Genomic DNA, 25773 nt, shown 5'->3' with positions numbered 1-25773 from the left:
GGCACATACATCCGATCTTTAGTGGGAGGTTCACTTGGTGAACCTGACCGTCCCCCAACTGCTCAGAGACCGGGCCCTCGCCGACCCCGACGGGGTCGCGCTGATCGTGCACGGCTCGGCTCAGCTCACCTACGGCCAGTGGCACGAGCGGTCCACCGCGCTCGCGAAAAGCCTGGTCACACGGGGTGTCGCCCGGGGCGACCGGGTGGGGCTGGTGTTCGGGGCCGCTGACTGGGCGGACTACGCCGTGGCCTTCTGCGGGGTCCTCGCGGCCGGGGCGGTGGCCGTACCGCTCTCCGACCGCCTCACCCTCGATGACCTGCGCTTCATGCTGGAGAACTGCCGCGCGACCGGCGTCGTCCACGCCGAGGGTCTCCCCGTGCCGGAGATCGGCTGGAGCGTCACGGTTGACGGTCTGAGCGCCGAAACGTCCTATGAGAAGGCCGATATCGCCCCTCCGGAGTCGGGGGAGCCCGGGGAGCTCGCGGATCTCGCGGGGCTTGGGGATCTCGCCCAGATCCTCTACACCTCCGGGACGACCGGCCGTCCCAAGGGTGTCTCGGCCACCCATGCCAATCTGGCCTACGGCTGCGGTGCCAAGCGACGGCCGTTCGCGCACTCCCGGCATCTCGTCCACGCCTTCCCGATCGGGACCAACGCCGGGCAGGCGATGCTGATCAACGCGCTCGACGCCCACCCGGCCGTCGTGACGCTGCCGCGCTTCACCCCGGCCCGCTTCGCCTCGCTGATCGAGTCGTACCGCGCGGGGACGGTCTTCCTGGTCCCCGCGATGGCCATCGAGCTGGTCAACGCGGGGGTGGCCGAACGGCACGACCTGTCCAGCGTGCTGCTGCTCGGCTCGGCCGCCGCGCCGCTGCCCTCGGCCGTCGCCCAGGCGCTGACCACGGCCTTCCCCAAGGCGACGATCACCAACTACTACACCTCGACCGAGGCCGCCCCGGCCCAGACGGTCATGATGTTCGACCCGGACCGGCCGGGAAGCGTCGGCCGCGCCATCGCCGGGGGACGGGTCAGGATCGCCACCGTGGAGGGCGAGCCGCTGGCGCCGGGGGAGACCGGGGAGGTCTGGATGCGTTCCCCCGCCGCGCCGCGCGCCTACTACGGCGACCCCGACAGCGGGACCTTCCGCGACGGCTGGGTACGGATGGGCGACCTCGGCTACATCGACGCCGACGGCTACCTCTACCTCGTCGACCGCGAGGGCGACGTGGTGAAGTCCGGGGCCTTCAAGGTCTCCACGATCCACGTCGAGGAGGTCGTCTACCGGCACCCGGCGGTGATCGAGGCCGCCGCCTTCGGGGTTCCCCACCCCGTGCTCGGGACCGTCGTCACCGTGGCCCTCGTCACCAGGGAGCCGCTCACGCCCGAGGACCTGCGGATCTTCCTCAAGGACCGCCTCGCCCCGCACGAGCTGCCCGCGCACGTCGTCACGGTCGACGCCCTGCCGCGCAACGCCGGAGGCAAGGTCGACAAGAAGGCCCTGCGCCGGACGACGGAGAACGCGCGATGACCCGGGTCCCGCCCGAGAACACCCCGGAACCGGCGCCCGCGAGCACCTCCGGCTCCGTGTCCGCGAGTACGTCTGACCCCGTGCCCGCGAGCATGCCGGAGGTCACGTTCACCCAGCAGGGGATGTGGGTGACCGAGCAGACCGTGGGCGGGGGCGCCGCCTATCACATGCCGATACTCGTCCACCTGCGCGGCGACCTGGACACCGGCGCGCTGCTGGCGGCCTGCGAGGCGGTGGTCGCCCGGCACCCGATGCTGGGCAGCGTGGTGGCGGAGGTGGACAACGAGCTGCGGCTGGTGCCCGGCGCCAAGGTCCCCGTACGCCAGGTGGCGATCCCCTCCGGTGGATCTTTGCCGGATTCGCAGTCCAAGAGCGGTGAGGACGGCGAGGCGTACGAGCGGGCCGTGCGGGAGGAGATCCTGCGCCCGTTCGACCTGGAGAAGGGCCCGCTGGCCAGGTTCACCCTGTTCGAGACCGGCCCCGGACGGCACCTGCTTCTCTTCGTCGCCCACCACCTGGTCTTCGACGGGCAGTCGAAGGACATCCTGGTGCGCGACCTGGCCGCCTTCCACAACGGCGAGCCGCCGCCCCCGCTGCCCGGGATCGATCACGGCCGGGCCGAACGCGCCCGGGTGGCGGCCCTGCTTCCCGGCGCGCGGGAGTTCTGGAAGCCCCGCTGGCGCGATCCCGGCGAGACCGTCGTTCTCGGCCACGCGCTGAAATCCCGGCGGGCGGGCGAGGGCCGCGTACTGCGATTCACCGTGAACCCGTCGAACCCGTCAAACCCGGCGGTCCCGTCCGGTCCGGTTGGCGCGTCTTCCGGTCAGGCTTCCGGCCCGCTCTCCGGTGGGGTTAACGCACCTTCCGGCCCGCCGGACACGCCGGTCCCCGGACTGACCCGGTTCGAGGTGCTGCTCGCCGCGCTGCACACCCTGCTCCTCGGCTACGGCAACACCTCGGTGACCACCGCCGTCGACCTGTCGACCCGGCCCCCCGAGGCCGCCGGGCACATCGGCCTGTTCGTCAACGAGCTTCCGGTCGCCTCCAGCCCGTCCCCGGAGACGACCTTCCGGGAGTTCGCCACCGCGCTGCGCGCCGAGCTGAGAGAGGTGTACCGGTTCCGCCAGGTACCGCTCTCCCGGGCGATGCCGCGCCTCCGGCCGCACGCCGCGCTGGTCCCCGTCTCCGTCAGCTACCGCACCCGCCGCGACGCCGACCCGGTGTTCACCGGGCTCGACGCGTCGGTGGAGTGGACCGTCTTCAACCACGCCGTACGCGGCGCGCTGCACCTGCAGTGCGTGGACGGCCCCGACGGGCTGGAGATCAGCCTGCGCCACGACCCCGAGACGGTGCCCGACGCCGCCCGGGTGGCCGACGACCTGCGTCTCCTTCTGGAACGCGCCACTCACGACCCCGACCTGCCACTGCACGAAATTCTGGAGAACGAGATGGGTTCCGTCACCACGCTGACCGACCAGGTGCGCGAGATCTGGGAGGAAGTACTGGGCATCTCACCGATCGCCGATGACGACGACATCTTCGATCTGGGCGGCCACTCCCTCACCATCACGCAGATCATCGCCCGCATGCGCAAGCGCCTGGACATCGAGGTCTCCCTGGACGCCTTCTTCGACAACCCGACGATCGCCGGGATCGTGGACTCCCTCGGCGATGACTGAGACCCTCGACGGGCTCCGTCTCTCCCCCCTCGCCGACGACGACCTGGAACTCCTGCTCCTGGTCAGGCACTTCGAGCTCAAGCTTCTCGAGCTGTACGGCAGGGGCGACCTCAACGGCACCACGCACACCTGCCTGGGCCAGGAGTACGTCCCGGTCGCGCTGCGGTCCCTGCTCGGCCCGGCCGACCACGTCTTCAGCAACCACCGGGGACACGGCCACTACCTGTCCAGGTTCCGCGACCCGCACGGCCTGCTCGCCGAGATCATGGGCAGGGAGGGCGCGGTCTGCGGGGGTGTCGGCGGCAGCCAGCACATCCACCGCGACCGCTACATGTCCACCGGCGTACAGGGCGAGAGCATGCCGGTCGCCGCCGGGGTCGCGCTGCACCTCAAGCGTTCCGAGCCCGGCACCCTGGCCTGCGTGCACATCGGCGACGGCACCTGGGGCGAGGGCGCGGTCTACGAGGCCCTGAACCTCGCCGCGCTCTGGAGGCTCCCGCTGCTCGTCGTGGTGGAGAACAACGGCATCGCCCAGTCCACCCCGACCGCCGCGCAGATGGCCGGTACGGTGGCCGACCGGGCGGCGGCCTTCGGCATCCCGCACCGGCTGGTCGTCTCCACCGACGTCAACGAGATCCGCCTCTCGCTGGAACGCGAGATCGCGCGGGTGCGCGAGGGGCAGCCGCTGGTGGTCGAGTTCGTCACCCACCGCCTCGGGCCGCACAGCAAGGGCGACGACATCCGCCCGGCCGAGGTCGTACGGGCCGCCAGGGACAACGACTGGTACACCCGTTACGCCCACGACCACCCCGAGCAGTTCTACCGGCTCGACGGTGTCGTCAGGGCCGAGGTCGAGGCCGTCGCCGACGAGGTGGCCGCGCGCCCGCTCTCCCGCTGGGAGGGACCGTGCGCGTAGCGGAGAACCTCAACGCGGCCCTGCACGGGCTGCTGGACGACGACCCCACCGCCTACGTGCTCGGCGAGGACATCCTCGACCCGTACGGCGGCGCCTTCAAGGTCACCAAGGGGCTGTCCACCCGCTTTCCCGAGCGCGTGATCGGTACCCCGATCAGCGAGGGCGCGCTGACCGGCGTCGCGGCGGGACTGGCGCTCACCGGCAACACGGCCGTGGCCGAGATCATGTTCGGCGACTTCGTGGCGCTCGCCTTCGACCAGCTGTGCAACTTCGCCAGCAAGTCGGTGTCGATGTACGGCAAGCGGCTGCCGCTGCGGATGGTGGTGCGCTGCCCGACCGGCGGCGGCCGGGGCTACGGCCCCACCCACAGCCAGAGCCTGCAGAAGCACTTCGTCGGCATGCCGGGGCTGTCGCTGTACGAGATGTCCCCCTTCCACGACAACCGCGCGGCGTTCGCGGCGATGCTGGAACGGGGCGAGCCGTGCGTGTTCTTCGAGGACAAGGTCCTCTACACCCGGCAGATGGAGCGGGTGGACCCGCTGTTCCTGATGCGCCGCGACGGGGACCTGGCCGTGGTGGACATCCGCGACGCGGGCGACCGCCCGGACTGCGTGGTCATCGCCCCGGGCGGGATGGCCCACCGGGTGCTGGGCGCGATGCGCTCCCTGATGATGGAGGAGGAGATCTCCGTCCGGCTGCTGGTCCCCTCCCGGCTCTACCCGCTGGACGCCGACGCGTTGCTGCCCCATCTCGGCGACGTCGTCCTGGTGGCGGAGGAGAGCACCGCCGGAGGCACCTGGGGCAGCGAGGTCGCGCACCTGCTGCACGCCCGCGTCTGGAACCGCCTGCGCGGACCCGTCCGCCTCGTCCACTCGCGGGCCTCCGTGATCCCCACCGCCGCGCACCTGGAGAACGAGGTCCTGGTCGGGGAGTCCACGATCCACCACGCCGTACGGGAGGCTCTGCGTGGCTGACATCCACGTCCCCAAGCTCAACAACAACGACACCGAGTACCAGATCGTCGAGTGGCTCGTGGGGAACGGCAAGCCCGTCATCGCCGGGGAGCCGATCGCCGTCCTGGAGACCTCCAAGGCGGCCGACGAGCTGGAGGCGGAGGAGACCGGCTACCTGCACCACGCCGCCGCCCTCGGCACCTGGATCGCTCCCGGCGCGCTCCTCGCCCGCGTCACGCCCGAGGCGGCCCCGCCGCCCGCCCCGGTGTCCGTCGCGGTGTCTGTCGCGCCCGAGTCCGTGACCTCGGAGGACGTGCCGGGACAGGAAGACGCGCCGGTCGCCGAGCCGGTCGTCACCGCTCCCGCCCGCGCGGCCATGGAGGAGCTCGGCGTCTCCCACGCCGAGGTCGCGTCCCTGGGCTTGGCCGTCATCCGCAGGGCCGACGTGGAGGCCGTGGTCTCCCGCCGTACGGCTCCCGATGCCCGGGAAGGCGTCCGGGAAGGCGTACGAGAGGTCGCGCCGGGGATCGTGCCGGGCGACGTGCTGGAGGACGTACCGGAACCGGCCGTGGACACGGGCGCGCACCGCCTCTCGCGGGTGCAGCGGGCCGTCGCGCGCGCCGTCACCACCTCGCACGCCACCATCCCCGCCGCGTACACCGTCGTGAGGTTCGAGGTGGGCCCGCTGCTGGAGCGGGCCAGGGGGCTGAGCAGGGAGGTGCGCAGGCCGGTCGGGCTCGCGGAGCTGTTCGTCCAGGCCGTGGCCGCGCTGCACCCGGCGTTCCCGTTGTTCTTCGCCTCGCTCGACGGGGACCGGGCGCGTCCGGCCGACGCCCCGCGCGTCGGCGTCACCTTCGACATGGGCGAGGGCCTGTACGTGCCGGTCGTCCACGACACCGGCTCGCTCAAGGCCATCGCCGACGCGCTCATGCGCTACCGGCTCGCCGCCACCGAGGGCGACTTCCGCGAGAAGGACCTCACCGGCGCCAACATCGCCGTCACCCTGCACACCGACGCCGACGTCATCCTCGCGATCCCCCTCATCTTCCCCGGTACGGTCTGCGCCCTCGCGATCACCTCGCCGCAGCCCGAACTGGTACTCGCCGAGGACGGCGCGGTGACCGCGAGGACCGTCGCCAACATCGGCCTCGCCTACGACCATCGGCTGATCAACGGACGGGACGCCGCGCTCTTCCTCGCGGCCCTCCGGATGGAGTTACACGCGTGACCGAGACAACCCTGTCGGACGCCAAGAAGGCACTGCTCGCCAAGCGGCTCAAGAGCCGGGGGGAGTCACGGGCCGCCGTCGCCCGCCGCGCCCCCGGAACCGTCCCGCCCCTGTCCCACGCCCAGGAACGCCTGTGGTTCCTTGAGCAGTACCGGCCGGGTACCACCACCTACACCGTCCCCGTCGCGGTGCGCCTGCGCGGGGACCTGGACGCCGACGCGCTGCGCCGGGCCCTGGACGAGATCGTCGCGCGCCACGAGGCCCTGCGGACGCGGTTCCTCACCACCGACGACGGCACCCCCGAGCTGGTCATCGACGAGCCGGGCCCCGCCGCGCTGCGCGTCGCCGAGGCGGACGGCGTGGACGCCGCGATCGAGCTGCTCGACGCCGACCTCGCGGTCCCGTTCGACCTGGAGCGCGGCCCGCTCTTCCGCACCGTGCTGGTCGGGATCGCGCCCGGCGACCACGTCCTCCTCATCGCCGCCCACCACACCGTCATCGACGGCTGGTCCAGCGACCTGCTCATCCGCGAGCTGCTCGCCCTGCACGACGGCGCCACCCCGCCGCCCGCGCCGGTCGGCTACGGCGACTACGCCCTCTGGCAGCGGGGCCGCGACCACCGCCGCGAGATCGACCACTGGCGCGACCGGCTCGCCGGGCTGCCCGCCATCGAGTTGCCAACCGACCGGCCGCGCCCCGCCGAGCAGCGCCACGAGGGGGCCGCCCTCGACGTCCGGGTGGACGCCGACCTCGCCCGGCGGCTCGCCGAGCTGGGCGCCGAGGCCGGTGCCACGCCGTACATGACGCTGCTGGCGGCCTTCCAGGTCCTGCTGGCCCGCTACTCGGGGCAGACGGACTTCGCGGTCGGCTCCCCGGTCGCCGGGCGCGGGCTGCCCGAGCTGGACGGGGTGGTCGGCATGTTCGTCAACACCCTGGTCCTGCGCGCCGACCTGGCCGACGACCCGTCGTTCACCGCCTTCCTGGCCCGGACGCGCGAGACCGCCCTGGACGCGTACGCGCACCAGGAGCTCCCGTTCGACCAGCTGGTCAGCGAGCTGAACGTGGTCCGCGACGTGAGCCGCTCACCGCTCGCGCAGGTCACGTTCGCGCTGCAGAACTTCAAGGCGGGCGAGGAGGACGGGCGCGTCTCCTACCTCACGCTCCCGGCCAGGACCACCCGCTTCGACCTGGGCCTCTACCTGTTCGAGAGCCCGGACGGCGGGCTGGTCGGCCACCTCTCCTACAGCACCGCCCTGTTCGACCCGGAGACCGTGGAGCTGCTGGCCGCGCGCTTCGAGACGCTGCTGCGCTCGATCGTGGCGGACCCGGACACCCGGGTGGGGGAGCTGTCGCTGCTCTCCGGCGACGAGCGGGAGAGGGTCCTGGGCTTCGGCTCGGGACCCGCGCTCCGCCCGCCGGGTCACGGCCTGCTGCACGACCTCGTCACCGCGCGGGCCGCGCTCACCCCCGGCGCGACGGCCGTGGTCCACGACGTCACCGCCTCGTCCGCGTCGTCATCCGCGTCGCCCGCTTCGCCCGCGTCGCCCGTGGTTTATGGCGGCTCGCTGACGTACGCCGAGCTGGACGAGCGCTCCACCAGGATCGCCGCCCTGCTGAGGAACCGGCACGGCGTGGGTCCCGACACCAGGGTGGGCGTCTTCCTGGAGCAGTCCACCGACCTGGCGGCGGCCGTCGTCGGCGTGCTGAAGGCCGGTGGCGCCTACGTGCCCCTCGACCCCAAGCAGCCCCGCGACCGGCTGGCGTACATGCTCGCCGACGCCGGGGCCGTCGCAATCCTCACCACCTCCGCGTTGCGCGACCTGCTTCCCGACCTTCCCGGCGCCCCGACGATCCACCTGGACTCCGAGGCGCTGGACGAGACCGGGTTCGAGCCCCCCGAGGTCTCGCCGGACCACCTCGCGTACGTGATCTACACGTCGGGGACCACCGGGCGGCCGAAGGGCGTCGGGGTGCAGCACCGGCAGGTGCTCAACTACCTCGCCGGGGTCGAGGAGCGCTTCGAGGTCGAGCCCGGCGCGGTCTACACGCTGCTGCAGTCGCTCTCGTTCGACTTCGGGGTGACGATCTTCTACCTGTCGCTCATGACCGGCGGAGAGCTGCACCTGGCCGATCCCCAGGCCCCCGCCGAGGAGCTCGCCGGGCTGCTGCGCGGCACCGACTACCTGAAGATGACCCCCTCCCACCTCGCCTCGCTGCTCGCCGCGGTCGACGACCCCGCCGAGCTGCTCCCGCGCAAGCTCCTCGTCCTCGGCGGCGAGGCCTCCCGGTGGAGCTGGGCCCGCGAGCTGACCGCGCACACCACGGTGGTCAACCACTACGGCCCCACCGAGGCCACGGTCGGCATCTCCACCCACGCCGTCACCGGCGAGCACGAGCGGGCGCTGAACCTGCCCATCGGCAGGCCGCTGCCCGGTGCCGCGGTCTACGTGCTCGACGAGCACCTGAGGCTGGTCCCGCCCGGCATGACCGGCGAGATCTACCTGGGCGGAGACCGGCTTGCCCGCGGATACCTCGGGCGGCCCGGCCTGACGGCCGAGAGGTTCCTGCCCGATCCGTACGGTGAACCCGGCGCCCGCATGTACCGGACCGGCGACCTCGGCCGCTGGCTGCCCTCCGGCGACCTGTGCTTCCTCGGCCGCCGCGACCTTCAGGTCAAGGTCAGGGGCTACCGGGTGGAACTGCCGGAGATCGAGTCGGTGCTCGCCGACCAGCCGGGAGTCGCCCACGCCGTCGTCGACCTGCGCGCGGACCGGCTGGTCGCGTACGTGGTCGGCGAGGTCGGCGGAGAAAAGACCAGTGTCAGCGAGCTGCGGGCGCGGCTCGGTGAGCGGCTCCCCGAGTACATGATCCCCGGGCGGTTCGTCTGGCTGGACGAGCTGCCCCTGAAGTCGCACGGCAAGGTCGACCGGGCCAGGCTGCCCGAACCCGACGAGGCACGACCCGACCAGGAAGCCGGATTCGTCCCGCCGGAGACGCCCCTCGAAGAGGCGATCGCGGCGGTGTGGGCGAAGGTGCTCGGGCTGGTCCAGGTCGGCGTGCTGGACGACTTCTTCGACCTGGGCGGTCATTCGCTGCTCGCCGCGCAGGTGGTCGCCCGCCTTCGGAAAGCCATTCCCGAAGGCGGGCGCCAGGTCACGATCCTGGACCTGTTCAAGAACCGGACCGTCCGCGAGCTCGCGCGGCTCGTCGAGACGGCCGACGACGGCCCGCGCATGCTCCTGCACCGGCTCACCCCGGCCCGCACGGCCACCTCGACCCTGGTCTGCGTCCCGTACGGCGGCGGCAGCGCGGCCATCTACCAGCCGCTGGCCGACACGCTGCCCCAGAACTGGGCGCTGCACGCGGTCGCCGTCCCCGGCCAGGAGATGGGGCTCATCGAGGAGACCTGGCCGGTCGCGGAGGTCGCGCAGGGCTGCGTGGAGGAGATCCTCAAGGACATCCGAGGCCCGCTCGCGCTGTACGGGCACTGCGGGCTCGGCGTCATGCTGACCGTGGAGATCGCCCGCCGCCTGGAGGCCGCGGGCCGCCCGGTCGAGGCGATCTACCTCGGTGGCATCTTCCCCTTCGCGCGTCCCACCTCGGTGCTGGCCAAGCTGTCGAACCTGACCGACCGCCTCCGCAGCGACCAGGTCTGGGCCAACGCCCTGCAGGCCGCGGGCCTCGACGTGGAGGACCTGGAACGTGACCAGCTCAAGCTGATGATCGACAACCGTCGCAAGGGCACCAAGGAGGCGGAACGCTACTTCACCCGCCTCTTCGAGGAGGGCGTCGAGCCGCTCAGGGCGCCGATCATCTCGGTGGCGGGCGACCGTGACCCGGCCACCGAGTTCTACCAGGAGCGCTACCGCGAGTGGCATCTCCTGACGGGCTCCACGGCCGTGGTGGTCCTCGACGAGGCCGGGCACTTTTTCCTGAAATATCGGGCGGAAGAGCTGGCCGTCATCGTCACCGGCACCCACCGGGCCATCGCCTCCGGCGACACGGCCAAGCTGGCCCGTACCGACCGGTCCACCTGGTGGCTCGGCGGCGTCTCCACCCAGGACACCCTCACGGAGCTCGTCCCGGCGACGACGGCCCCCGCGGTCACCGGCGCGGGGTCCTTCCCCGGTCTGAAGTCGGGTTCTCCCGGTCAGGGGTTGGCTGCTTCCGGGTTGGGATCGGCTTCTCCCGGTAGGGGATCGGTTTCTTCCGGGTTGGAGTCGGTGGCGCCCGTTCTCACCGACGCGGGCGCGGGCGGCGCGCCGCCCGGGACGGGACACCCGGTCGCGACGGATCCCCCGGCGCGCTCCGGTCCTCCGCCGAGCATGAAGCGATTCGCCGCCGTGGCGGCCGGACAGCTCGTCTCGATCATCGGGTCGTCGCTGACCGAGTTCGCCATCCCGCTGTGGATCTACATCACCACCGGCTCGCTCCCCATGATGGCCCTGTTCTCCGTCCTCGCGCTGGTCCCCGGCATGCTGGTGTCCCCCCTGGCCGGTGCCCTCGTCGACCGCTACGACCGGCGCAAGGTGATGCTCGCCGGAGACGCCGGAGCGTTCGGCACCCAGCTGGCACTGGGCGTCCTGCTGTGGACCGGCAACCTCCAGATCTGGCACATCTACCCGCTCCTGGTACTGCTGTCGGTCGCGCTGACCTTCCAGCGCCTCGCCTACAACTCCGCCATCCCGCAGCTGGTCCCCAAGCGCTTCCTCGGTCACGCCAACGGCGTGGTCCAGATGGTCACCGGTACCGCCCAGCTGGTCGTCCCGCTGGTCGCGGTCGGCCTGATGGCCGTGATCGGGTTGGAGGGCATCCTCGTCCTGGACGTCGTCTCGTACGTCTTCGCGATCGGGGTGCTGCTCTTCGTCCGCTTCCCGAGGACCATGGCGTGGAAGCGCAGGGAGTCGCTGGTCGCCGAGATGGTCGAGGGCTGGAAGTTCTCCTGGGGCAACCGGGGCTTCCGCGGCATGCTGTTCTTCTTCGCGGTGCTGAACATCTTCCTGTCCCCGCTGTTCCTGCTCGTCTCGCCGCTGGTCCTGGGCTTCGCCACCCTGGAGGACGTCGGCCGGATCTCCTTCTTCGGCGGCCTCGGGGTCTTCCTCGGCGGCCTGACCATGACCGTATGGGGAGGCCCGCGACGGCAGCGGCTGCGCGGCGTCATGCTCTCCACCCTCGCCCTGAGCCTCTTCTGCCTGGTCATCGGCCTGCAGCAGAACCTGGTCCTGATCGCGGTCGGCGCCTTCGGGATGTCGTTCTGGCTGACCATGCTCAACGGCGTCTACGCGACGATCATCCAGGTCAAGGTGCCGCAGCGCTTCCACGGCCGCGTCATCGCGCTCAACACGCTCATCGCCTGGTCCACCCTGCCGATCGGCTTCGGCCTGGTCGCCCCGTACGGCAGCGCGCTGTTCGAACCGCTGCTGCTTCCCGGGGGGCCGCTGGCCGACACGGCCGGACTCGTGCTCGGCACCGGCGGGGGCCGGGGCGTCGGCCTGATGTACGTGCTGTTCGCCGTCGCCATCGCGGTCACGGTGCTGGTCGCGATGCGGACCCGCACGCTGTCCAGGTTCGACGTGGACGTCCCCGACGCGCTCCCGGACGACCTGGTCGGCTTCCAGGCCATCCAGAAGCGCCAGGAACGCGAGCGTCAGGAACACGAGCGGGAACACGAGCGCGGCGAGCCGGTCGCCGAGGTGATCCCGCTCCGGAGATGACCTCGTTCTGACCCGCGGAACTCCGACCGGAGGAAGCGGGGAAACGCGGACGGGGCGCGGCCGGTGGCCGCACCCCGTCTTCTCGCGTCTATCCGGCTACGCGTGCCGTGTCAGCACAATCCGGTCGGGTCAGTACGCCCAGCCACCGGGAGCGAAGTCCTCCCAGTGGTAGAAGTCCCAGTAGTAGCCACCGTTGACCTGCGCGAGCTGGCTCTCGTCCAGCTCGGTGCCGATTTCGGACAGCGCGGACAGTTCCGGCTTAGCCTTAGCCATCGTTGTTTCCCCTTTCGATCTAACAACGTGCTAAATATCGCAATGTCCGGTTGTGGGTCACTGGTGGATGGCTGCAATCGCGCGAGACCGGTCGCCGGATCGCGGAGAACCGAGGGCGACACGGGTGACGCGGGTGACACGAATGGCACGGATGCCGCGCCCACGGACGTGGCGGACGGGCGTCGGGGCCGACCCGGGGGCCGCTCCCGCGGACGTGCTGGACGGGCGTCGGGGCCGCGCCCGGAGCGCCGAACCGGCCCCCGGCCCGCCGCGCAGGGTTTTCTACGCCCTCAGGCGCAGGCCCCGGGGAGTCGGGTGGAACCCGGCCGACTCCAGGGCGGCGCCCAGGGGGGAGTCGTTGATGGCGGTGCCGTCCGCCCGCTCGACGGTCAGCTTGCCCAGGGCGCCGTCGCGCACGGCGAGCGCGAGGGCGTCGACGGCGGGCTGGAGACGGTCGTCACCGGAGAAGGACAGCAGGGTCTTGCCGCCGCGTTCGACGTAGAGGACCAGGTGCCCGTCGACGAGCACGACCAGGGATCCGGCCTTCCTGCCGGGCTTGTGGGACACCTCCCCGGGATGGGCGGGCCACGGCAGGGCCGCCCCGTACGGATTGGCCGGGTCGGCGGCCGCCAGCACCACCGCCCGCCGGGTGTCTCCCTCCGGCCGCTCCGGCCTCCGCGTGCTCCACGGGTCGGGCGCCGGGGCCGTGTCCGGGCGGGCGGGCGAGGGGGACGTGGCGCGCATCCGGTCGACGGCGCCGGGAAGGGCGAACTGGGCGCCGCCCAGACCCTCCACGAAGTAGCCCCTGCGGCACCGGCCGCTCTCCTCGAAGGCGCGGAGCACCTGGTAGACGGCGGCGAACCCGCCCGGCAGCCGCTCGGCGGTCACCGCGCCCCTGGTCACCACACCGTGCCGCTCCAGCAGCACCTCGGCCTGGGCGTGGGCGCGCTGGGTGGCGTCCTCCGCGAGGGCGGGCAGCGCCCACCAGCGCCCGCCCACCGTGGGCGGGCCGCTCCTGGTCGGCAGCACCGCCCGCCGTCGCCGGGTCGGTGCCGGGCGGTGCGCGGGGCGCCCCGTCCCGAGGACGGCCCGCAGCGGCGCCAGCGTGTCGCCGGTGATCCGGCCCGACCACACCAGGTCCCACACGGCGGCGGACAGGGCGCGGTCGTCCGGGACGGCACCGGCCAGGAGGGCACCGGCCCGGCCGCCCAGCTCGCGGAAGAACAGCGCGCCCCCGCCGCCCAGAACCTCCAGCACCGCCTCGTGCACCGGCGTCAGGGTGACGTCGGCGGGACCGGGCATCAGCAGCGGCGCGGTGTCGGCGAAGTAGAGCGACACCCAGCCGTCACCGCCCGGCAGGGACCCCTGCCCCACCCAGATCACCTCGCCGGAGGCCGTCAGCTCGTCCAGGAACGACGGGTCGTATCCGGGCACCCGCGAGGGCAGGATCAGCGTCTCCAGCGCCGACGCGGGCACCGCCGCGCCCTGCAACTGCTCGATCGCGCCCACCAGCGCGTCGATCGGCGGCCTGCCCCGCTGCGGGGAGCCGGTGATGCCGTGCCAGCCGGGCGCGAAGGCGGCCAAGGTCTCCGGGGAGACCGGCTCCACCTCCTTGCGGAGCCTGGCCAGGGACCTGCGGCGCAGCATCCGCAGCACCCCCGCGTCGCACCACTCCTCGCCCCGGCCGCCCGGCCTGAACTCCCCGACCACCACCCGCCCCGAGGCGGCCAGGCGGCGCAGCGCGTCGGCGACGACCGCGGGGCCGAGGCCGAACCTGGCCGCGGCGGTGCTCGCGAGGAAGGACGTGCGCGTACGGGCGTGCCGGGCCAGCAGGTCGCCCAGCGGGTCGTCGACCGGTTCCAGGAACGCGTGCGGCACCCCCACGGGCAGCGGCACGCCGAGCGCGTCGCGCAGCCGGGCGGCGTCCTCGATCGCCGCCCACCGCTCCTGCCCCGCCACCCGTACCCTGATGGCCCGCCGGGAGCCCTCCAGCGCGGTCAGCCACGCCGGGTCGCCCTCGCGCACGCTGACGTCCTCGGCCACCAGGGGGCCGTGGGAGCGGAGCAGGTCGGCCAGGTCCTCGGCGTCGCGCAGCGGCCGGTCCAGCCGGGCCAGCTCCCGCTCGGTGTCGGTGATGACGTCGAGGTCGAGCAGCTCGCGCAGGTCCGCCTGGCCCAGCAACTCGGCCAGCAGGCTCGTGTCGAGCGCGAGCGCCTGGGCGCGGCGCTCGGCGAGCGGGGCGTCCCCCTCGTACATGAACGCGCCGATGTAGTTGAACAGCAGCGACGCCGCGAACGGCGACGCCTTGTCGGTCTCGACCTCCACCAGCCGGACCCGCCGCGCCTCGATGTCGCGCATCAGCCGGACCAGCCCCGGCACGTCGAACACGTCCTGGAGGCACTCGCGCATCGTCTCCAGCACCACGGGGAACGACCCGTAGCGGCCCGCCACGTTCAGCAGGTGCGAGGCGCGCTGCCGCTGCTGCCAGAGCGGCGACCGCCTGCCCGGCACCCGGCGCGGCAGCAGCAGGGACCGCCCCGCGCACTCGCGGAACCGTGCCGCGAACAGCGCCGAGCCGCCCAGCTCCTCGGTGACGATCCGCTCGATCTCGTCCGCGTCGAAGACCGCGACATCGGACGGGGGGTCGGAGAGCGTGTCGGGGATGCGCAGCACGATCCCGTCGTCGGAGTGCACGGCCTGCACGTCGACGCCGTAGCGCTCCCGCAGCCGCCGCCCGATCGCCAGCGCCCACGGCGCGTGCACCCGTGCCCCGTACGGGGAGTGCACCACCACCCGCCAGTCGCCCAGCTCGTCGTGGAAGCGCTCGACCAGCAACGTCCTGTCGTCCGGCACGTAGCCGGTCGCCTGCCGCTGCTCCGCCAGGTAGGAGAGCAGGTTGGCCGCGGCGAAGTCGTCCAGCCCCGCCGCCCTGATCCTCGCCAGAGCCCCCTCCCGCGCCGCGTCCCCCTTCCCCGCGCTTCCCGCTCCCGTTCCAGCGTTTCCCGCTCCCGCGCTTCCCGCTCCTGCTCCCGCGCTCCTCGCTTGCGCGTTCCCCGCTCCCGTATTTCTCGCTTCTCCACTTCCCGGTCCCGTGTCTCCGGCTCCCGGGTTTCCCGTCCCCGTTCCAGTGCTTCCCGCTCCCGCGCTCCCTGCTTGTGCGTTTCCCGGTCCCGTGTCTCCGACCCTCGGGTTTCCCGTCCCCGCTCCCGCGTTCCCTGCTTCTCCGCTTCCCGCTCCCGCGTTTTCCGTCCTCGCGCTGCGCGCACCCCCGCCCCCGCCTCCCGCCTCGATGTCCGCGCCCGCCGCCGACATCTCGCGGAGGAACGCGCCGATGGCCCTCCCCAGCTCCGCCGGTCGCCCCGCGGTGTCGCCGTGCCAGAACGGGAGCTTTCCCGGCTGGCCGGGGGCGGGCGTGACCAGCACCCGGTCGGCGGTGATCTCCTCGATCCGCCAGGAGGTCGCGCCCAGCACGAACACGTCCCCGGCCCGCGACTCGTAGACCATCTCCTCGTCCAGCTCACCCACCCGGGAGGACTTCTCCCCGACCAGGAACACGCCGAACAGCCCCCGGTCGGGGATCGTGCCGCCGTTGGTGACCGCCAGCCGCTGGGCTCCGGGACGGCCCCGCAGGGTGCCGGTCACCCGGTCCCAGACGATGCGCGGCCGCAGCTCGGCGAACTCCTCGCTCGGGTAGCGCCCGGCGAGCATGTCGAGCGTCGCCTCCAGCGCGCTTCTGGGCAGCGTCCGGTAGGGGGCGGCTCGCCGTACGACCTCCTCCAGCTCGTCGACGGTCCACTCGTCCAGCGCGGTCATCGCCACGATCTGCTGAGCGAGCACGTCGAGGGGGTTGCGCGGGTAGCGCAGGTCCTCGATCTCCCCGCTCCTCATCCGCTCCGCCACCACGGCCGTCTGGACCAGGTCCCCCCGGTACTTGGGGAAGATCACGCCGCGCGAGACGGCGCCCACCTGGTGCCCGGCCCGGCCGATCCGCTGCAGGCCGCTCGCCACGCTCGGCGGCGCCCCGACGCAGGCCACCAGGTCGACCGCGCCCATGTCGATGCCGAGCTCCAGGCTGGAGGTCGCGACCACGGCGGGCAGCCGCCCTGACTTGAGCGCCTCCTCGATCTGGGAGCGCTCCTCCTTCGACACCGAACCGTGGTGGGCCCTCACGATCTCCGGGACGACCCCCTTGGCCGCCCCGGCCTGCGCCATCATCGCCGCCGGGGTGGAAAGGGAGGCCGGTGGCCCGGGGAACCCCTCGGCCCAGTGCGTCGGCCCCGCCCCCGCGCTCTCCCCGGCCCCTTCCCCGCCACCCTCCCGCCGTTCCCAGGCCAGCTCGTTGAGGCGGGTGCACAGCCTCTCGGCCAGCCGCCGGGAGTTGGCGAACACGATCGTGGAACCGTGGCTCCCGATCAGCTCGAACAACCGCTCCTCCACGTGCGGCCAGATCGACCGCCTGGCCGGGGTCTCGGTCAGCCAGCGGTCGTCGTCGGGGGAAGGGGCGGGGGGAGGCGTGTCGAGCTCGGTCATGTCCTCGATCGGGACGACCACCTCGACCTCGATCACCTTGTCGGAGGGCGGCTGGACCACGGTCGCCGGGCGCGACCCGCCCAGGAAGGCGGCCACCTCGCTCACCGGCCGCACGGTCGCCGACAGGCCGATCCGCTGGGCGGGCTTGGGCAGGAGGGTGTCGAGCCGCTCCAGGCTGAGGGCCAGGTGCGCGCCACGCTTGGTGGCCGCCACCGCGTGCACCTCGTCGACGATGACCGTCTCCACACCGCGCAACGCCTCGCGGGCCTGGCTGGTGAGCAGCAGGAACAGTGACTCGGGGGTGGTGATCAGGATGTCGGACGGCCTGGTCGCGAACCGGCGCCGCTCCTCGGGGGAGGTGTCGCCGGACCGGATCGCCACCGAGATCTCCGGCACCGGGAGACCGAGCCGCCGCGCGGTCTGCCTCAGCCCGGCCAGCGGCGCCCGGAGGTTGCGCTCGACGTCGACCGCGAGGGCCTTGAGCGGCGACACGTACAGGACCCGGCACCGCTTCACCGGCTCGCCGTCTCCGCGCGAACGCCCCCGCCCGCCCCGGGTGCCCGTACCGGAGGACTCGGCCTCAGAGGGGGAGCCCGGGGCGGAGGAGGCGAGCCGGTCGAGCGACCACAGGAAGGCGGCCAGCGTCTTGCCGGAGCCGGTGGGCGCGACCACCAGGGTGTTGTCACCCCGGGCGATCGACGCCCACGCCCCCTCCTGCGCGGCGGTCGGCGCGGCGAACGCCCCGGTGAACCAGTCTCTGGTCATCCGGGTGAAGTGGCCGAGCGCTCCGCCCGTGCCCGTCGTCCCGCTCATCGTGGCCCCCTAGCTCCCGGTCCGGCCGACCAACCGGGTCACCGCCCATACTGCACGGCCCCACCGACAGAACCCCCCGCCGACCGGCGGACGGGACCGGATCGCCCGCGCGCCACCTGCGGACACATGATCCACCGCTCCCACGGCCGGACCACAGGAGACCGCGCCCGGACGGGGTCAGGGGCTTCGCCACCATGACATGACGGCCGGGATAGGTTGGCTCCCTGTCGTCACGGACATGGCTTTGACGAACACACGACGCATTGAGTGGTGAGCTAACGGTGAGCATCGACCATCAGGCCATCGAGGCGACACGCGAGCGGATCAGGGCGGAACACCTCAGGACGCACCGCCCGCCGAGCAGCGCGAGAGGGTTGCACCACTTCGCGCTGATCTCCTCCGACGTCGAGACGACGATCGCGTTCTATCAGGACCTCCTGGAGTTCCCGCTCACAGAGATCTTCGAGAACCGTGACTACCAGGGTTCGAACCACTTCTTCTTCGACATCGGCAACGGCAACCTGCTCGCCTTCTTCGACTTCCCCGGCCTGGACCTCGGCCCCTACAAGGAGGTTCTCGGCGGGCTGCACCACGTCGCCATCTCCGTGGACCCCTCCACGTGGGAGCGCCTCCGGGGCAAGCTGGAGGCGGCGGGCGTGCCGCACCAGGTCGAGAGCGGCGCGTCCATCTACTTCGCCGACCCCGACGGGGCCCGCCTGGAGTTGCTCGCCGACCCCCTCGGAGAGATGTACGGCTCCCGCGTGCTCTGACGACCCCGCACCCCCGGCCGTTTCGCGCCCCCACCTGCGACGGCCTTTCCCTCGTACGCCCGTACGTCCTTCCTCCAGGCCCGATCCCGCCGGGCCGGGAGGCCGGGACGGGCCACGGCACACCGGAGTGGATCCATACTTGGGCTTATGCGCCTGTCGGAATTCTGGAAGCGGATGAAGTCACACTTCGGCGACCAGTACGCCGATTCGTGGGCCCGCGACTACGTCATCGCCGATCTCGGTGGCCGGACCGTGATCCAGGCACTGGCCGAGGGCGTCGGGGCCAAGGAGGTCTGGCACGCCGTGTGCGGAGTGACCGACGTCTCGCCCAGGCTCCGCTGAGGACCGGTGTGCCCCGGGCCGCGGTAGAACCCGGACGGTACGCGAGGCCCGGAGACCGGGGTGAAACCCGGGGACGCCTCAGGAGTGCGTGAGGCCCCGGGCCGGAAAACGCGGGAACCCCGGGAACCCCGGAAAACGCAGCCCGGTGAAAACTGGGAAAACAGGGAGGACGGGACCGGTCAGGACGGCTCCGGGAGCGGGGCGAGAAGCTTCTCCACCGAGTCGGCCGCGTGCGCGGGATCGTCGGCGTTCTCCTCGCCGTCCGGTGCCCACAGGAACAGCCAGCCGTCCTTGACCGGGGTGGCGAACACGATGGTCTGCCTGCGACTGTCGGGATGCCACACCCACAGCACCGGGGCGGTACCCCCGAGGGTGCGGCTCACCAGCCCCCGTTGTCGCAGTTCGGTGGACAGGGAATCGAGATGGGCTAGGCGTTGCTGCGTGAACGCATTGGGCACGTCGGGCACCTCGGGTCGTTTCCCCTCAGGATCACTCCAGGTCAGCTCGGTGACAACAGGCCCAAGGTAATTCTCGGAAATGTCGCCTCCCGGATGGGTTCCGTACTCCCTGGGGCCATGCCCCACCCCGCCCATACCTGCCCGTACCCACCCATATCGGCCCGTGCGAGGTTGTGCGCGGGGGGCCTCGGCGGCGGTTCGCGACTCCCGTAACCCGTGGTGCCAACGGGCGGCGATCGAACAGTCGTTCGGCTATATTGAACAGGCCACCACTCCTGGCGTGCCCTCCCGAAATTGTCGGCGGCACCCCGTAGCTTTCTGGCAACCGATCCAACCCGCGACCCTTCAGGGGGCTCCCATGGCAGCTAACGACCGCGAGAAGGCGCTTGAGACCGCACTCGCTCAGATCGAGCGTCAGTTCGGCAAGGGCTCGATCATGCGCCTGGGCGACGAGACCCGGGCGCCCATCGAGGTGATTCCCACCGGCTCCATCGCGCTCGACGTGGCCCTCGGCATCGGCGGCTTCCCGCGCGGCCGCATCGTCGAGGTCTACGGTCCCGAGTCCTCGGGCAAGACCACGGTCGCCCTGCACGCGGTGGCCAACGCCCAGCGCGGCGGCGGCATCGCCGCGTTCATCGACGCCGAGCACGCGCTCGACCCGGAGTACGCCCAGAAGCTGGGGGTCGACACCGACGCGCTGCTCGTCTCCCAGCCCGACACCGGTGAGCAGGCGCTGGAGATCGCCGACATGCTGATCCGGTCCGGCGCCGTCGACCTGCTGGTCATCGACTCGGTCGCGGCCCTGGTGCCCAAGGCCGAGATCGAGGGCGAGATGGGCGACAGCCACGTCGGTCTCCAGGCCCGCCTGATGTCCCAGGCGCTGCGCAAGGTCGCCGGAGCGCTCAACAACACCGGCACCACCGCGATCTTCATCAACCAGCTCCGCGAGAAGATCGGCGTCATGTTCGGCTCGCCCGAGACCACGACCGGTGGAAAGGCGCTGAAGTTCTACGCCTCGGTCCGTCTCGACATCCGCCGCATCGAGACGCTGAAGGACGGCACCGAGGCGGTCGGCAACCGCACCCGGGTGAAGGTCGTCAAGAACAAGATGGCCCCGCCCTTCCGGGTGGCCGACTTCGACATCCTCTACGGCGTCGGCATCTCCCGCGAGGGCGGCCTGATCGACATGGGCGTCGAGCACGGCTTCGTCCGCAAGTCCGGCGCCTGGTACACCTACGAGGGCGACCAGCTCGGCCAGGGCAAGGAGAACGCGCGAAACTTCCTCAAGAGCCACCCGGACATGTCGAACGAGATCGAGAAGAAGATCAAGGAGAAGCTGGGGGTCGGGCCGCGCGTCGACAACCCGGCCACCCCGTCGCCCGCCCCCGCGGCGTCGGCCCCGGCCGCCACGTCCGGTCGCGCGTCGGGTGCCGCCGCTTCCGCCGGGTCCGGTCGTGGTACCAAGGCCACTGCCGCCGCCCCCAAGCCTGGTGACGCCTGAATCCGGGCTGATCGATGACGACGGGACCTGACTCCGGTCCGGCCGGCGAGGCCGGGCCGAGAGACTGGGGCGCCTGGCCCGACGAGCCTCGGGCGGGCTCACCGGGCAGGCGCGGGCGCGACCACGGCCGGTCCGCCTCGGAAGGAGGGTTCCGCGAGGAGACCGCGGAACCCGCGGAACCCGAGGGTGACGCGCCGCGAGGCCGGAGGAAACGTGCCTCCCGGCGTGGCGGACGGCGGTCCGGGGGTGCTTCCTCCGGCTTCCTCCCCGATGGATCCGGCGGATCCGGTGGCTTTGGCGACCCCGGTGGATCCGGCGACCCGGCCGAGGGGTCTTCGGCGAGCCGGAAGTCCGAAGCCGATCCGCAGGCGGTGGCGCGAGGCATCTGCCTGCGGCTGCTGACCATGGCGCCGCGCACCCGGGCCCAGCTCGCGGAGGCGCTGCGCAAGCGTGAGGTGCCCCAGGAGGCGGCGGACGCCGTGCTGGACCGCTTCTCCGAGGTCGGGCTCATCGACGACGAGGCGTTCGCTGCGGCATGGGTGAGTTCGCGCCACGCCGGGCGGGGTCTCGCCAGAAAGGCCCTCGCCTCGGAGCTTCGCCACCGGGGGGTGGACGAGGAGACCGTGAACGAGGCGGTGGATCAGCTCGACCCCGAGGAGGAGGCGGAGACCGCCCGTCGCCTGGTGCGGCGCAAGCTCTCCTCGACCCGTGGCCTGGAGCCCGCGGTCAGGACGCGCAGGTTGGCCGGCATGCTCGCCCGGAAGGGATACGGCCCCGGCCTGGCGTTTCGCGTCATCCGCGAAGTGCTGGAGGACGAGGGGGCGGAAACATCGCCATTCTCGGAAGATCCGGGCTATCCGCTCGACTAGTTCAAAGCGGCTTGACAGCGGGTCTTTGCTTGCTCGTTACCTCTCTGACGCTTAATCTCAACGGCAGTGAGGAGTTACTCCGCGCAGCGCGGATTGTCATAGCGGTGTAATACGGACAAGCAGGCTTGGCGGATGAGGACGGGACGACGGACCGGCTGGGAAAGCCGGTAGGTGATCCCCTCTGGGTTCACTTCTGTCCCGACAGCGCCGTCTCTTGAGCTTTCCGTGCCGTGCGTGTGACCCCTCGTGTGCTTGATATTTGCGACGCGAGGAAGGTGAGGCGCGCATGGATCCGGTCGTGGTCGTCATGTTGACAGTGGCGGTTGTGGCTCTCGCCGTGATGACAGCCGTGCTGGTCGTGTTGCTGCGTCGCATCGGTGGAGCCGGGGCCGTGCCGAAGGGCCCCACCCCCGAGCAGGAGGCCGAGTTCGAGGCCCACCTGGAGGAGGCCAGGCGTGAGGCCGCCGACATCCGGGCGAAGGCCCGGGACGACGCCGGAGAGCTCCTGCGCAAGTCGGAGGCGGCGGTCGAGGCGGCGGCCGAGACGCGCAAGGAGGCCGAGGCCGAGGGCAAGATCCTGAAGTACGAGCTCAAGGAGCTCAGGTCCGACCTCGAACGCAGGGAGAACCGGCTGGCCGAGCGGGAGCAGCGTCTCGACGAGGAGGCCAGGCGCCAGGCCGACCGGGCCCGCAAGCTCGCCGAGACGGAGACCGAGCTGGCCGACCGCCGCGAGGATCTCGAACGGGTCTCCGAGGAGCGCAAGACCATCCTGGAACGGGTGTCCGGGCTCACCAGCGACCAGGCCAGGGCCGAGCTGGTCCGGGAGATCGAGAACCAGGCCAAGCGCGAGGCCGCGCTGATCATCAGGGAGATCGAGGGCGAGGCCCGCAAGGAGGGCGAGAAGCGCGCCACCAAGATCGTCACATTGGCGGTCCAGCGGGTGGCCACCGAGCAGACCGCCGAGTCCGTGGTGAGCGTCCTGCACCTGCCGGGCGACGAGATGAAGGGGCGCATCATCGGCCGTGAGGGCCGCAACATCCGCGCCTTCGAGTCGACCACCGGCGTCAACCTGATCATCGACGACACGCCGGAAGCCGTGCTGCTGTCGTGCTTCGACCCGGTCCGTCGCGAGACGGGGCGGCTGACCCTGGAGAAACTCGTCCTCGACGGCCGCATCCATCCGCAGCGCATCGAGGAGGCCCACGAGCGCAGCAAGGCCGAGGTCCAGGAGCTGTGCGTGCGCGCGGGCGAGGACGCCCTGGTGGAGCTCGGCATCACCGACATGCATCCCGAGCTGGTCACCCTTCTCGGCCAGCTCCGTTACCGCACCTCCTACGGTCAGAACGTGCTCGGCCACCTCATCGAGTCCGCCCACATCGCCGGCATCATGGCGGCCGAGCTGCGGCTCGACACGACGCTGCTCAAGCGTTGCACCCTCCTGCACGACATCGGCAAGGCACTCACCCACGAGGTCGAGGGCAGTCACGCGCTCATCGGCGCCGAGATCGCCAGACGGTACGGCGAGCACGAGGACGTCGTCCACGCCATCGAGGCCCACCACAACGAGGTCGAGGTCAAGACCGTCGAGGCCGTCCTCACCCAGGCCGCCGACGCGATCAGCGGCAGCCGTCCCGGCGCCCGCCGCGAGTCGCTGGAGGCCTACGTCAAGCGGCTGGAGCGCCTTGAGGAGATCGCCACCTCCTACGAGGGCGTCGAGAAGGTCTTCGCCATGCAGGCGGGGCGGGAGATCAGGGTCATGGTGAAGCCCGACGCGGTCGACGACATCCAGGCCCAGGTGATCGCCCGCGACGTCGCCAAGCAGGTCGAGGAGGAGCTCACCTACCCCGGCCAGATCCGCATCACGGTCGTCCGCGAATCGCGGGCCACCGAGTTCGCCCGCTGAACCCCCCGAACCCGCCGAACCCGCTGCACCTGCCGAATCCCCGAACCCGCCGAATCCCCGAACCCGCCGAATCCCCGAACCCGACGGGTCCGCCGACCCCGCGGAGCCGGATGCGCCGATCCTTCGGGAGTCAGGGAACCAGGGAGTCCGGCCCCGCTCAGGAGTGGAAGATCTGCTGGTAGAAGGCGAGCTCGGTCGCCAGGGCCGCGCTGCGGGTCTCGGCGCGGCGGAAGCCGTGGGCCTCGCCCTCGAACGTGAGGTAGGTGCAGGGCACGCCGCGTTCGGCGAGGGCGTCGACAAAGGCCTGCGACTGCGCCGGGGGCACCACCGGGTCGGACAGGCCCTGCAGGAGCAGCATGGGGCAGCTCACCCCCGCCACCCGGCCGACGGGCTCGCGCGAGGCGTACAGGGCGGGGTCTTCCGGGCCGATGAGCCACTCGACGTAGCGTGACTCGAAGTCGTGGGTGGTCGCGCTGAAGTTGGCGAGCGCGCTCACGCCGTAGTAGGAGACACCTCCGGCGAACGCGTCGGACGCGCAGCAGGCCGCCATGACCGTCCAGCCGCCCGCGCTGCCACCCCGGATCGCGATCCGTGCCGGGTCGCCGAGCCCCTCCGCCGCGAGCCACTCGGCCGCGGCGATCGAGTCCTCGACGTCGACCACGCCCCACTGGCCGCGCAGCCGCTCGCGGTAGACGCGGCCGTAGCCGGTGGAGCCGCCGTAGTTGACGTCGAGCACGCCGATGCCCCTGCTGGTGAAGAACGCCTTCTCCAGGTCGAGCGCGCCGACGCTGTGCCCGGTCGGCCCGCCGTGCACGAACACGACGTACGGCGCGGGGCCCTCGCCGCGCGCCACGGGGCTGGCCGGGGGGTAGAGGAACGCGTGCACCTCGCGCCCGAACCGGGTCTCGAACTCCACCGGCCTGGCAAGGGGCAGATAGCCCGGGTCGGGCAGCTCGTTGACGTCCCTGCGGAGCTCCTCCACCCGCTCGGTCACGGTGTCGATCCTGATGATCGACCGGGGCAGCGCCGGGCCGTACCCGATCCCGACCAGGGCGTGCCCGTCGGTGGCCAGCACCGCGTCCCAGCCCGCGTAGGGCACGTCCAGGTCGCTCAGCACGCCACTGTCCGGGTCGAAGACCCCCAGCCGCAGGTCGCCCCGCCCGTGCAGGACCGCGAGGCTCCCGTCGGCCATCGGCGCGTACGGCACCGCGCCGAGCTGCCACAGCGGGCCCGCGAACTCCTGCTCCGCCGGGTAGAGCGCCCTCGGTGAGGTGCCGTGTATCCCGACCAGGTAGAGGTTCCACCAGCCCGACCAGTCGGAGATCAGATAGAGGCTCCGCGCGTCACGCCACCGTGGGGCGAGCACCGACTCGGAGGTGCCGCCCTTGACCTTCCAGGAACTGCCGTCGGCGAGCCGGGAGACACACAGCTCGGTGCCGTTCCACGGCATCCGGGGGTGGTCCCAGCAGATGAAGGCCAGGTGCTCGCCGTCGGGGGAGATGGTGGGAGCGGCGTAGAAGTCGTGCCCGCTGACCCGCTCGCGCGGCTCGTCCTCGCCGGACAGCGGGATGGACACGATCGACCGGCTCACCCGGCCGTCGTCGTGGCGCTCCCTGACGCACCAGACCTGCCCGTCGTGGACGACCAGGTCCGCGTAGCGCAGGGCCGTCGGCTCCTCGGGCTCCGGCGTGAGCAGCCGGGGCTCGCCGCCGGTGGGCAGCAGGTAGAGCCGCTGGTCGGCGAAGTTGGTGAACACCACGCCCTCGCCGGGCACCACCGCGTACGACCTGCCGCCGTACTCGTGGACCCTGGTCCTGGCGCTCCACGGCGCGCTCAGCAGCTCGCGCTGGGCGCCGTCGGCGCTCCGGTGCACGATGGTGGTCCGCCCGCCCTCGGCGGGACGGTCCTCGGTCCACCAGACCTCCTCGCCGAGCACCGTCGGGTATCCGAGGCGCAGCCCGGAACGGGCGACGTCGGAGGTGGAGACCGGCGACGGCCAGGTGGCGTACGGCAGGACGACCTGCTCGGGGGACATGGCGCAATCCTGCCCGATAACCCGTCGCGTGTCGTCGGTATCACGCTCGCGTCACCCGAGATATGCCGTCGGTGAACCGTGCGGGCCGCGAGATCAGGGGGAATGTGAGGTGAGGGCGGTTGGCCCGGTCTCTGCGATAGGCCGACCTGCGGATGTTTTCACCCGCTCGTCACGCGGAGACCCGTCACGCGGAGACCCGTCACGCGGAGACCCGTCACGCGGAGACCCGTCACGCGGAGACCCGTCACGCGGAGACCC

At 71.9% G+C, this 25773-nt stretch carries 15 protein-coding genes; 11 read left to right on the top strand and 4 right to left on the bottom strand.

Going from position 1 to position 25773, the window contains the following annotated elements; translation table 11 throughout:
• Positions 1-37 precede the first annotated feature (37 nt).
• From ACW9TB_RS25310 to ACW9TB_RS25285, 6 genes are read left to right on the top strand one after another with little or no spacing between them, the layout of a single operon-like run.
• The gene (locus ACW9TB_RS25310; RefSeq protein ID WP_472750546.1) at positions 38-1531 is read left to right on the top strand and encodes a class I adenylate-forming enzyme family protein; all 1494 of its coding nucleotides are present in this window, start codon (positions 38-40) and stop codon (positions 1529-1531) included.
• On the top strand, positions 1528-3210 hold the full coding sequence (locus tag ACW9TB_RS25305; RefSeq protein WP_472750545.1) for a condensation domain-containing protein: 1683 nt from the start codon (positions 1528-1530) through the stop codon (positions 3208-3210). The genes ACW9TB_RS25310 and ACW9TB_RS25305 overlap by 4 nt, the downstream gene beginning before the upstream one ends.
• Positions 3203-4126: a thiamine pyrophosphate-dependent dehydrogenase E1 component subunit alpha gene (locus tag ACW9TB_RS25300; RefSeq protein WP_472750544.1), complete on the top strand. Its 924-nt coding sequence runs from the start codon at positions 3203-3205 to the stop codon at positions 4124-4126. Before ACW9TB_RS25305 ends, ACW9TB_RS25300 begins: the two co-directional genes overlap by 8 nt.
• A complete protein-coding gene (locus ACW9TB_RS25295; RefSeq protein ID WP_472750543.1) occupies positions 4117-5100 on the top strand; it encodes an alpha-ketoacid dehydrogenase subunit beta in 984 nt (327 codons plus the stop codon). The genes ACW9TB_RS25300 and ACW9TB_RS25295 overlap by 10 nt, the downstream gene beginning before the upstream one ends.
• The gene (locus ACW9TB_RS25290; RefSeq protein ID WP_472750542.1) at positions 5093-6307 is read left to right on the top strand and encodes a 2-oxo acid dehydrogenase subunit E2; all 1215 of its coding nucleotides are present in this window, start codon (positions 5093-5095) and stop codon (positions 6305-6307) included. Before ACW9TB_RS25295 ends, ACW9TB_RS25290 begins: the two co-directional genes overlap by 8 nt.
• On the top strand, positions 6304-12021 hold the full coding sequence (locus tag ACW9TB_RS25285; RefSeq protein ID WP_472750541.1) for an amino acid adenylation domain-containing protein: 5718 nt from the start codon (positions 6304-6306) through the stop codon (positions 12019-12021). The genes ACW9TB_RS25290 and ACW9TB_RS25285 overlap by 4 nt, the downstream gene beginning before the upstream one ends.
• A gap of 129 nt (positions 12022-12150) precedes the next feature.
• On the opposite strand, the gene ACW9TB_RS25280 is transcribed toward ACW9TB_RS25285, so the two are convergent.
• Positions 12151-12294, bottom strand: a complete 144-nt coding sequence (locus ACW9TB_RS25280) for a hypothetical protein (RefSeq protein ID WP_344920677.1) — start codon at positions 12292-12294, stop codon at positions 12151-12153.
• A gap of 282 nt (positions 12295-12576) precedes the next feature.
• Positions 12577-17637: an Lhr family helicase gene (locus ACW9TB_RS25275; protein WP_472750540.1), complete on the bottom strand. Its 5061-nt coding sequence runs from the start codon at positions 17635-17637 to the stop codon at positions 12577-12579.
• A 281-nt stretch (positions 17638-17918) separates the two neighbouring features.
• Here ACW9TB_RS25275 and ACW9TB_RS25270 point away from each other — a divergent pair, with 281 nt between their 5' ends.
• Together ACW9TB_RS25270 and ACW9TB_RS25265 are read left to right on the top strand one after the other, a co-directional pair.
• Entirely contained in the window at positions 17919-18407 is a 489-nt protein-coding gene (locus ACW9TB_RS25270; protein ID WP_472750539.1) for a VOC family protein, read from the top strand.
• Between the two features lie 147 nt (positions 18408-18554).
• Positions 18555-18749 carry a DUF3046 domain-containing protein gene (locus ACW9TB_RS25265; RefSeq protein ID WP_472750538.1) on the top strand — a complete coding sequence of 65 codons (195 nt, stop codon included), beginning with the start codon at positions 18555-18557 and terminating at the stop codon, positions 18747-18749.
• A gap of 179 nt (positions 18750-18928) precedes the next feature.
• On the opposite strand, the gene ACW9TB_RS25260 is transcribed toward ACW9TB_RS25265, so the two are convergent.
• Positions 18929-19207: a hypothetical protein gene (locus ACW9TB_RS25260; RefSeq protein WP_472750537.1), complete on the bottom strand. Its 279-nt coding sequence runs from the start codon at positions 19205-19207 to the stop codon at positions 18929-18931.
• A 358-nt stretch (positions 19208-19565) separates the two neighbouring features.
• On the opposite strand from ACW9TB_RS25260, the gene recA reads away from it, so the two are divergent.
• The 3 genes from recA (at position 19566) to rny (ending at position 23480) form a co-directional block, all read left to right on the top strand.
• Positions 19566-20708, top strand: a complete 1143-nt coding sequence (recA, locus tag ACW9TB_RS25255; protein WP_472750536.1) for a recombinase RecA — start codon at positions 19566-19568, stop codon at positions 20706-20708.
• 14 nt (positions 20709-20722) lie between these two features.
• Positions 20723-21577, top strand: coding sequence for a recombination regulator RecX (recX, locus tag ACW9TB_RS25250; RefSeq protein ID WP_472750535.1), 855 nt, complete (start codon positions 20723-20725; stop codon positions 21575-21577).
• A 286-nt stretch (positions 21578-21863) separates the two neighbouring features.
• Positions 21864-23480, top strand: coding sequence for a ribonuclease Y (gene rny, locus ACW9TB_RS25245; RefSeq protein WP_472750534.1), 1617 nt, complete (start codon positions 21864-21866; stop codon positions 23478-23480).
• A 157-nt stretch (positions 23481-23637) separates the two neighbouring features.
• Here rny and ACW9TB_RS25240 read toward each other — a convergent pair whose 3' ends face one another.
• Positions 23638-25515, bottom strand: a complete 1878-nt coding sequence (locus ACW9TB_RS25240) for a S9 family peptidase (protein WP_472750533.1) — start codon at positions 25513-25515, stop codon at positions 23638-23640.
• Between the last annotated feature and the right edge of the window lie 258 nt (positions 25516-25773).

It is taken from the genome of Streptosporangium sp. H13245 (assembly GCF_055690525.1).
The sequence above is the reverse complement of the archived record's forward strand: the minus strand, read 5'-3'. Positions and strand labels throughout refer to the sequence as shown.

Excerpts from the sequence above, each read along its gene's own strand:
- ACW9TB_RS25275 (WP_472750540.1), bottom strand. The coding sequence starts at position 17,637 with ATGAGCGGGACGACGGGCACGGGCGGAGCGCTCGGCCACTTCACCCGG.
- ACW9TB_RS25300 (WP_472750544.1), top strand. The coding sequence starts at position 3,203 with ATGACTGAGACCCTCGACGGGCTCCGTCTCTCCCCCCTCGCCGACGAC.
- ACW9TB_RS25280 (WP_344920677.1), bottom strand. The coding sequence starts at position 12,294 with ATGGCTAAGGCTAAGCCGGAACTGTCCGCGCTGTCCGAAATCGGCACC.
- recA (WP_472750536.1), top strand. The coding sequence starts at position 19,566 with ATGGCAGCTAACGACCGCGAGAAGGCGCTTGAGACCGCACTCGCTCAG.
- rny (WP_472750534.1), top strand. The coding sequence starts at position 21,864 with ATGGATCCGGTCGTGGTCGTCATGTTGACAGTGGCGGTTGTGGCTCTC.
- ACW9TB_RS25240 (WP_472750533.1), bottom strand. The coding sequence starts at position 25,515 with ATGTCCCCCGAGCAGGTCGTCCTGCCGTACGCCACCTGGCCGTCGCCG.
- recX (WP_472750535.1), top strand. The coding sequence starts at position 20,723 with ATGACGACGGGACCTGACTCCGGTCCGGCCGGCGAGGCCGGGCCGAGA.
- ACW9TB_RS25305 (WP_472750545.1), top strand. The coding sequence starts at position 1,528 with ATGACCCGGGTCCCGCCCGAGAACACCCCGGAACCGGCGCCCGCGAGC.
- ACW9TB_RS25265 (WP_472750538.1), top strand. The coding sequence starts at position 18,555 with ATGCGCCTGTCGGAATTCTGGAAGCGGATGAAGTCACACTTCGGCGAC.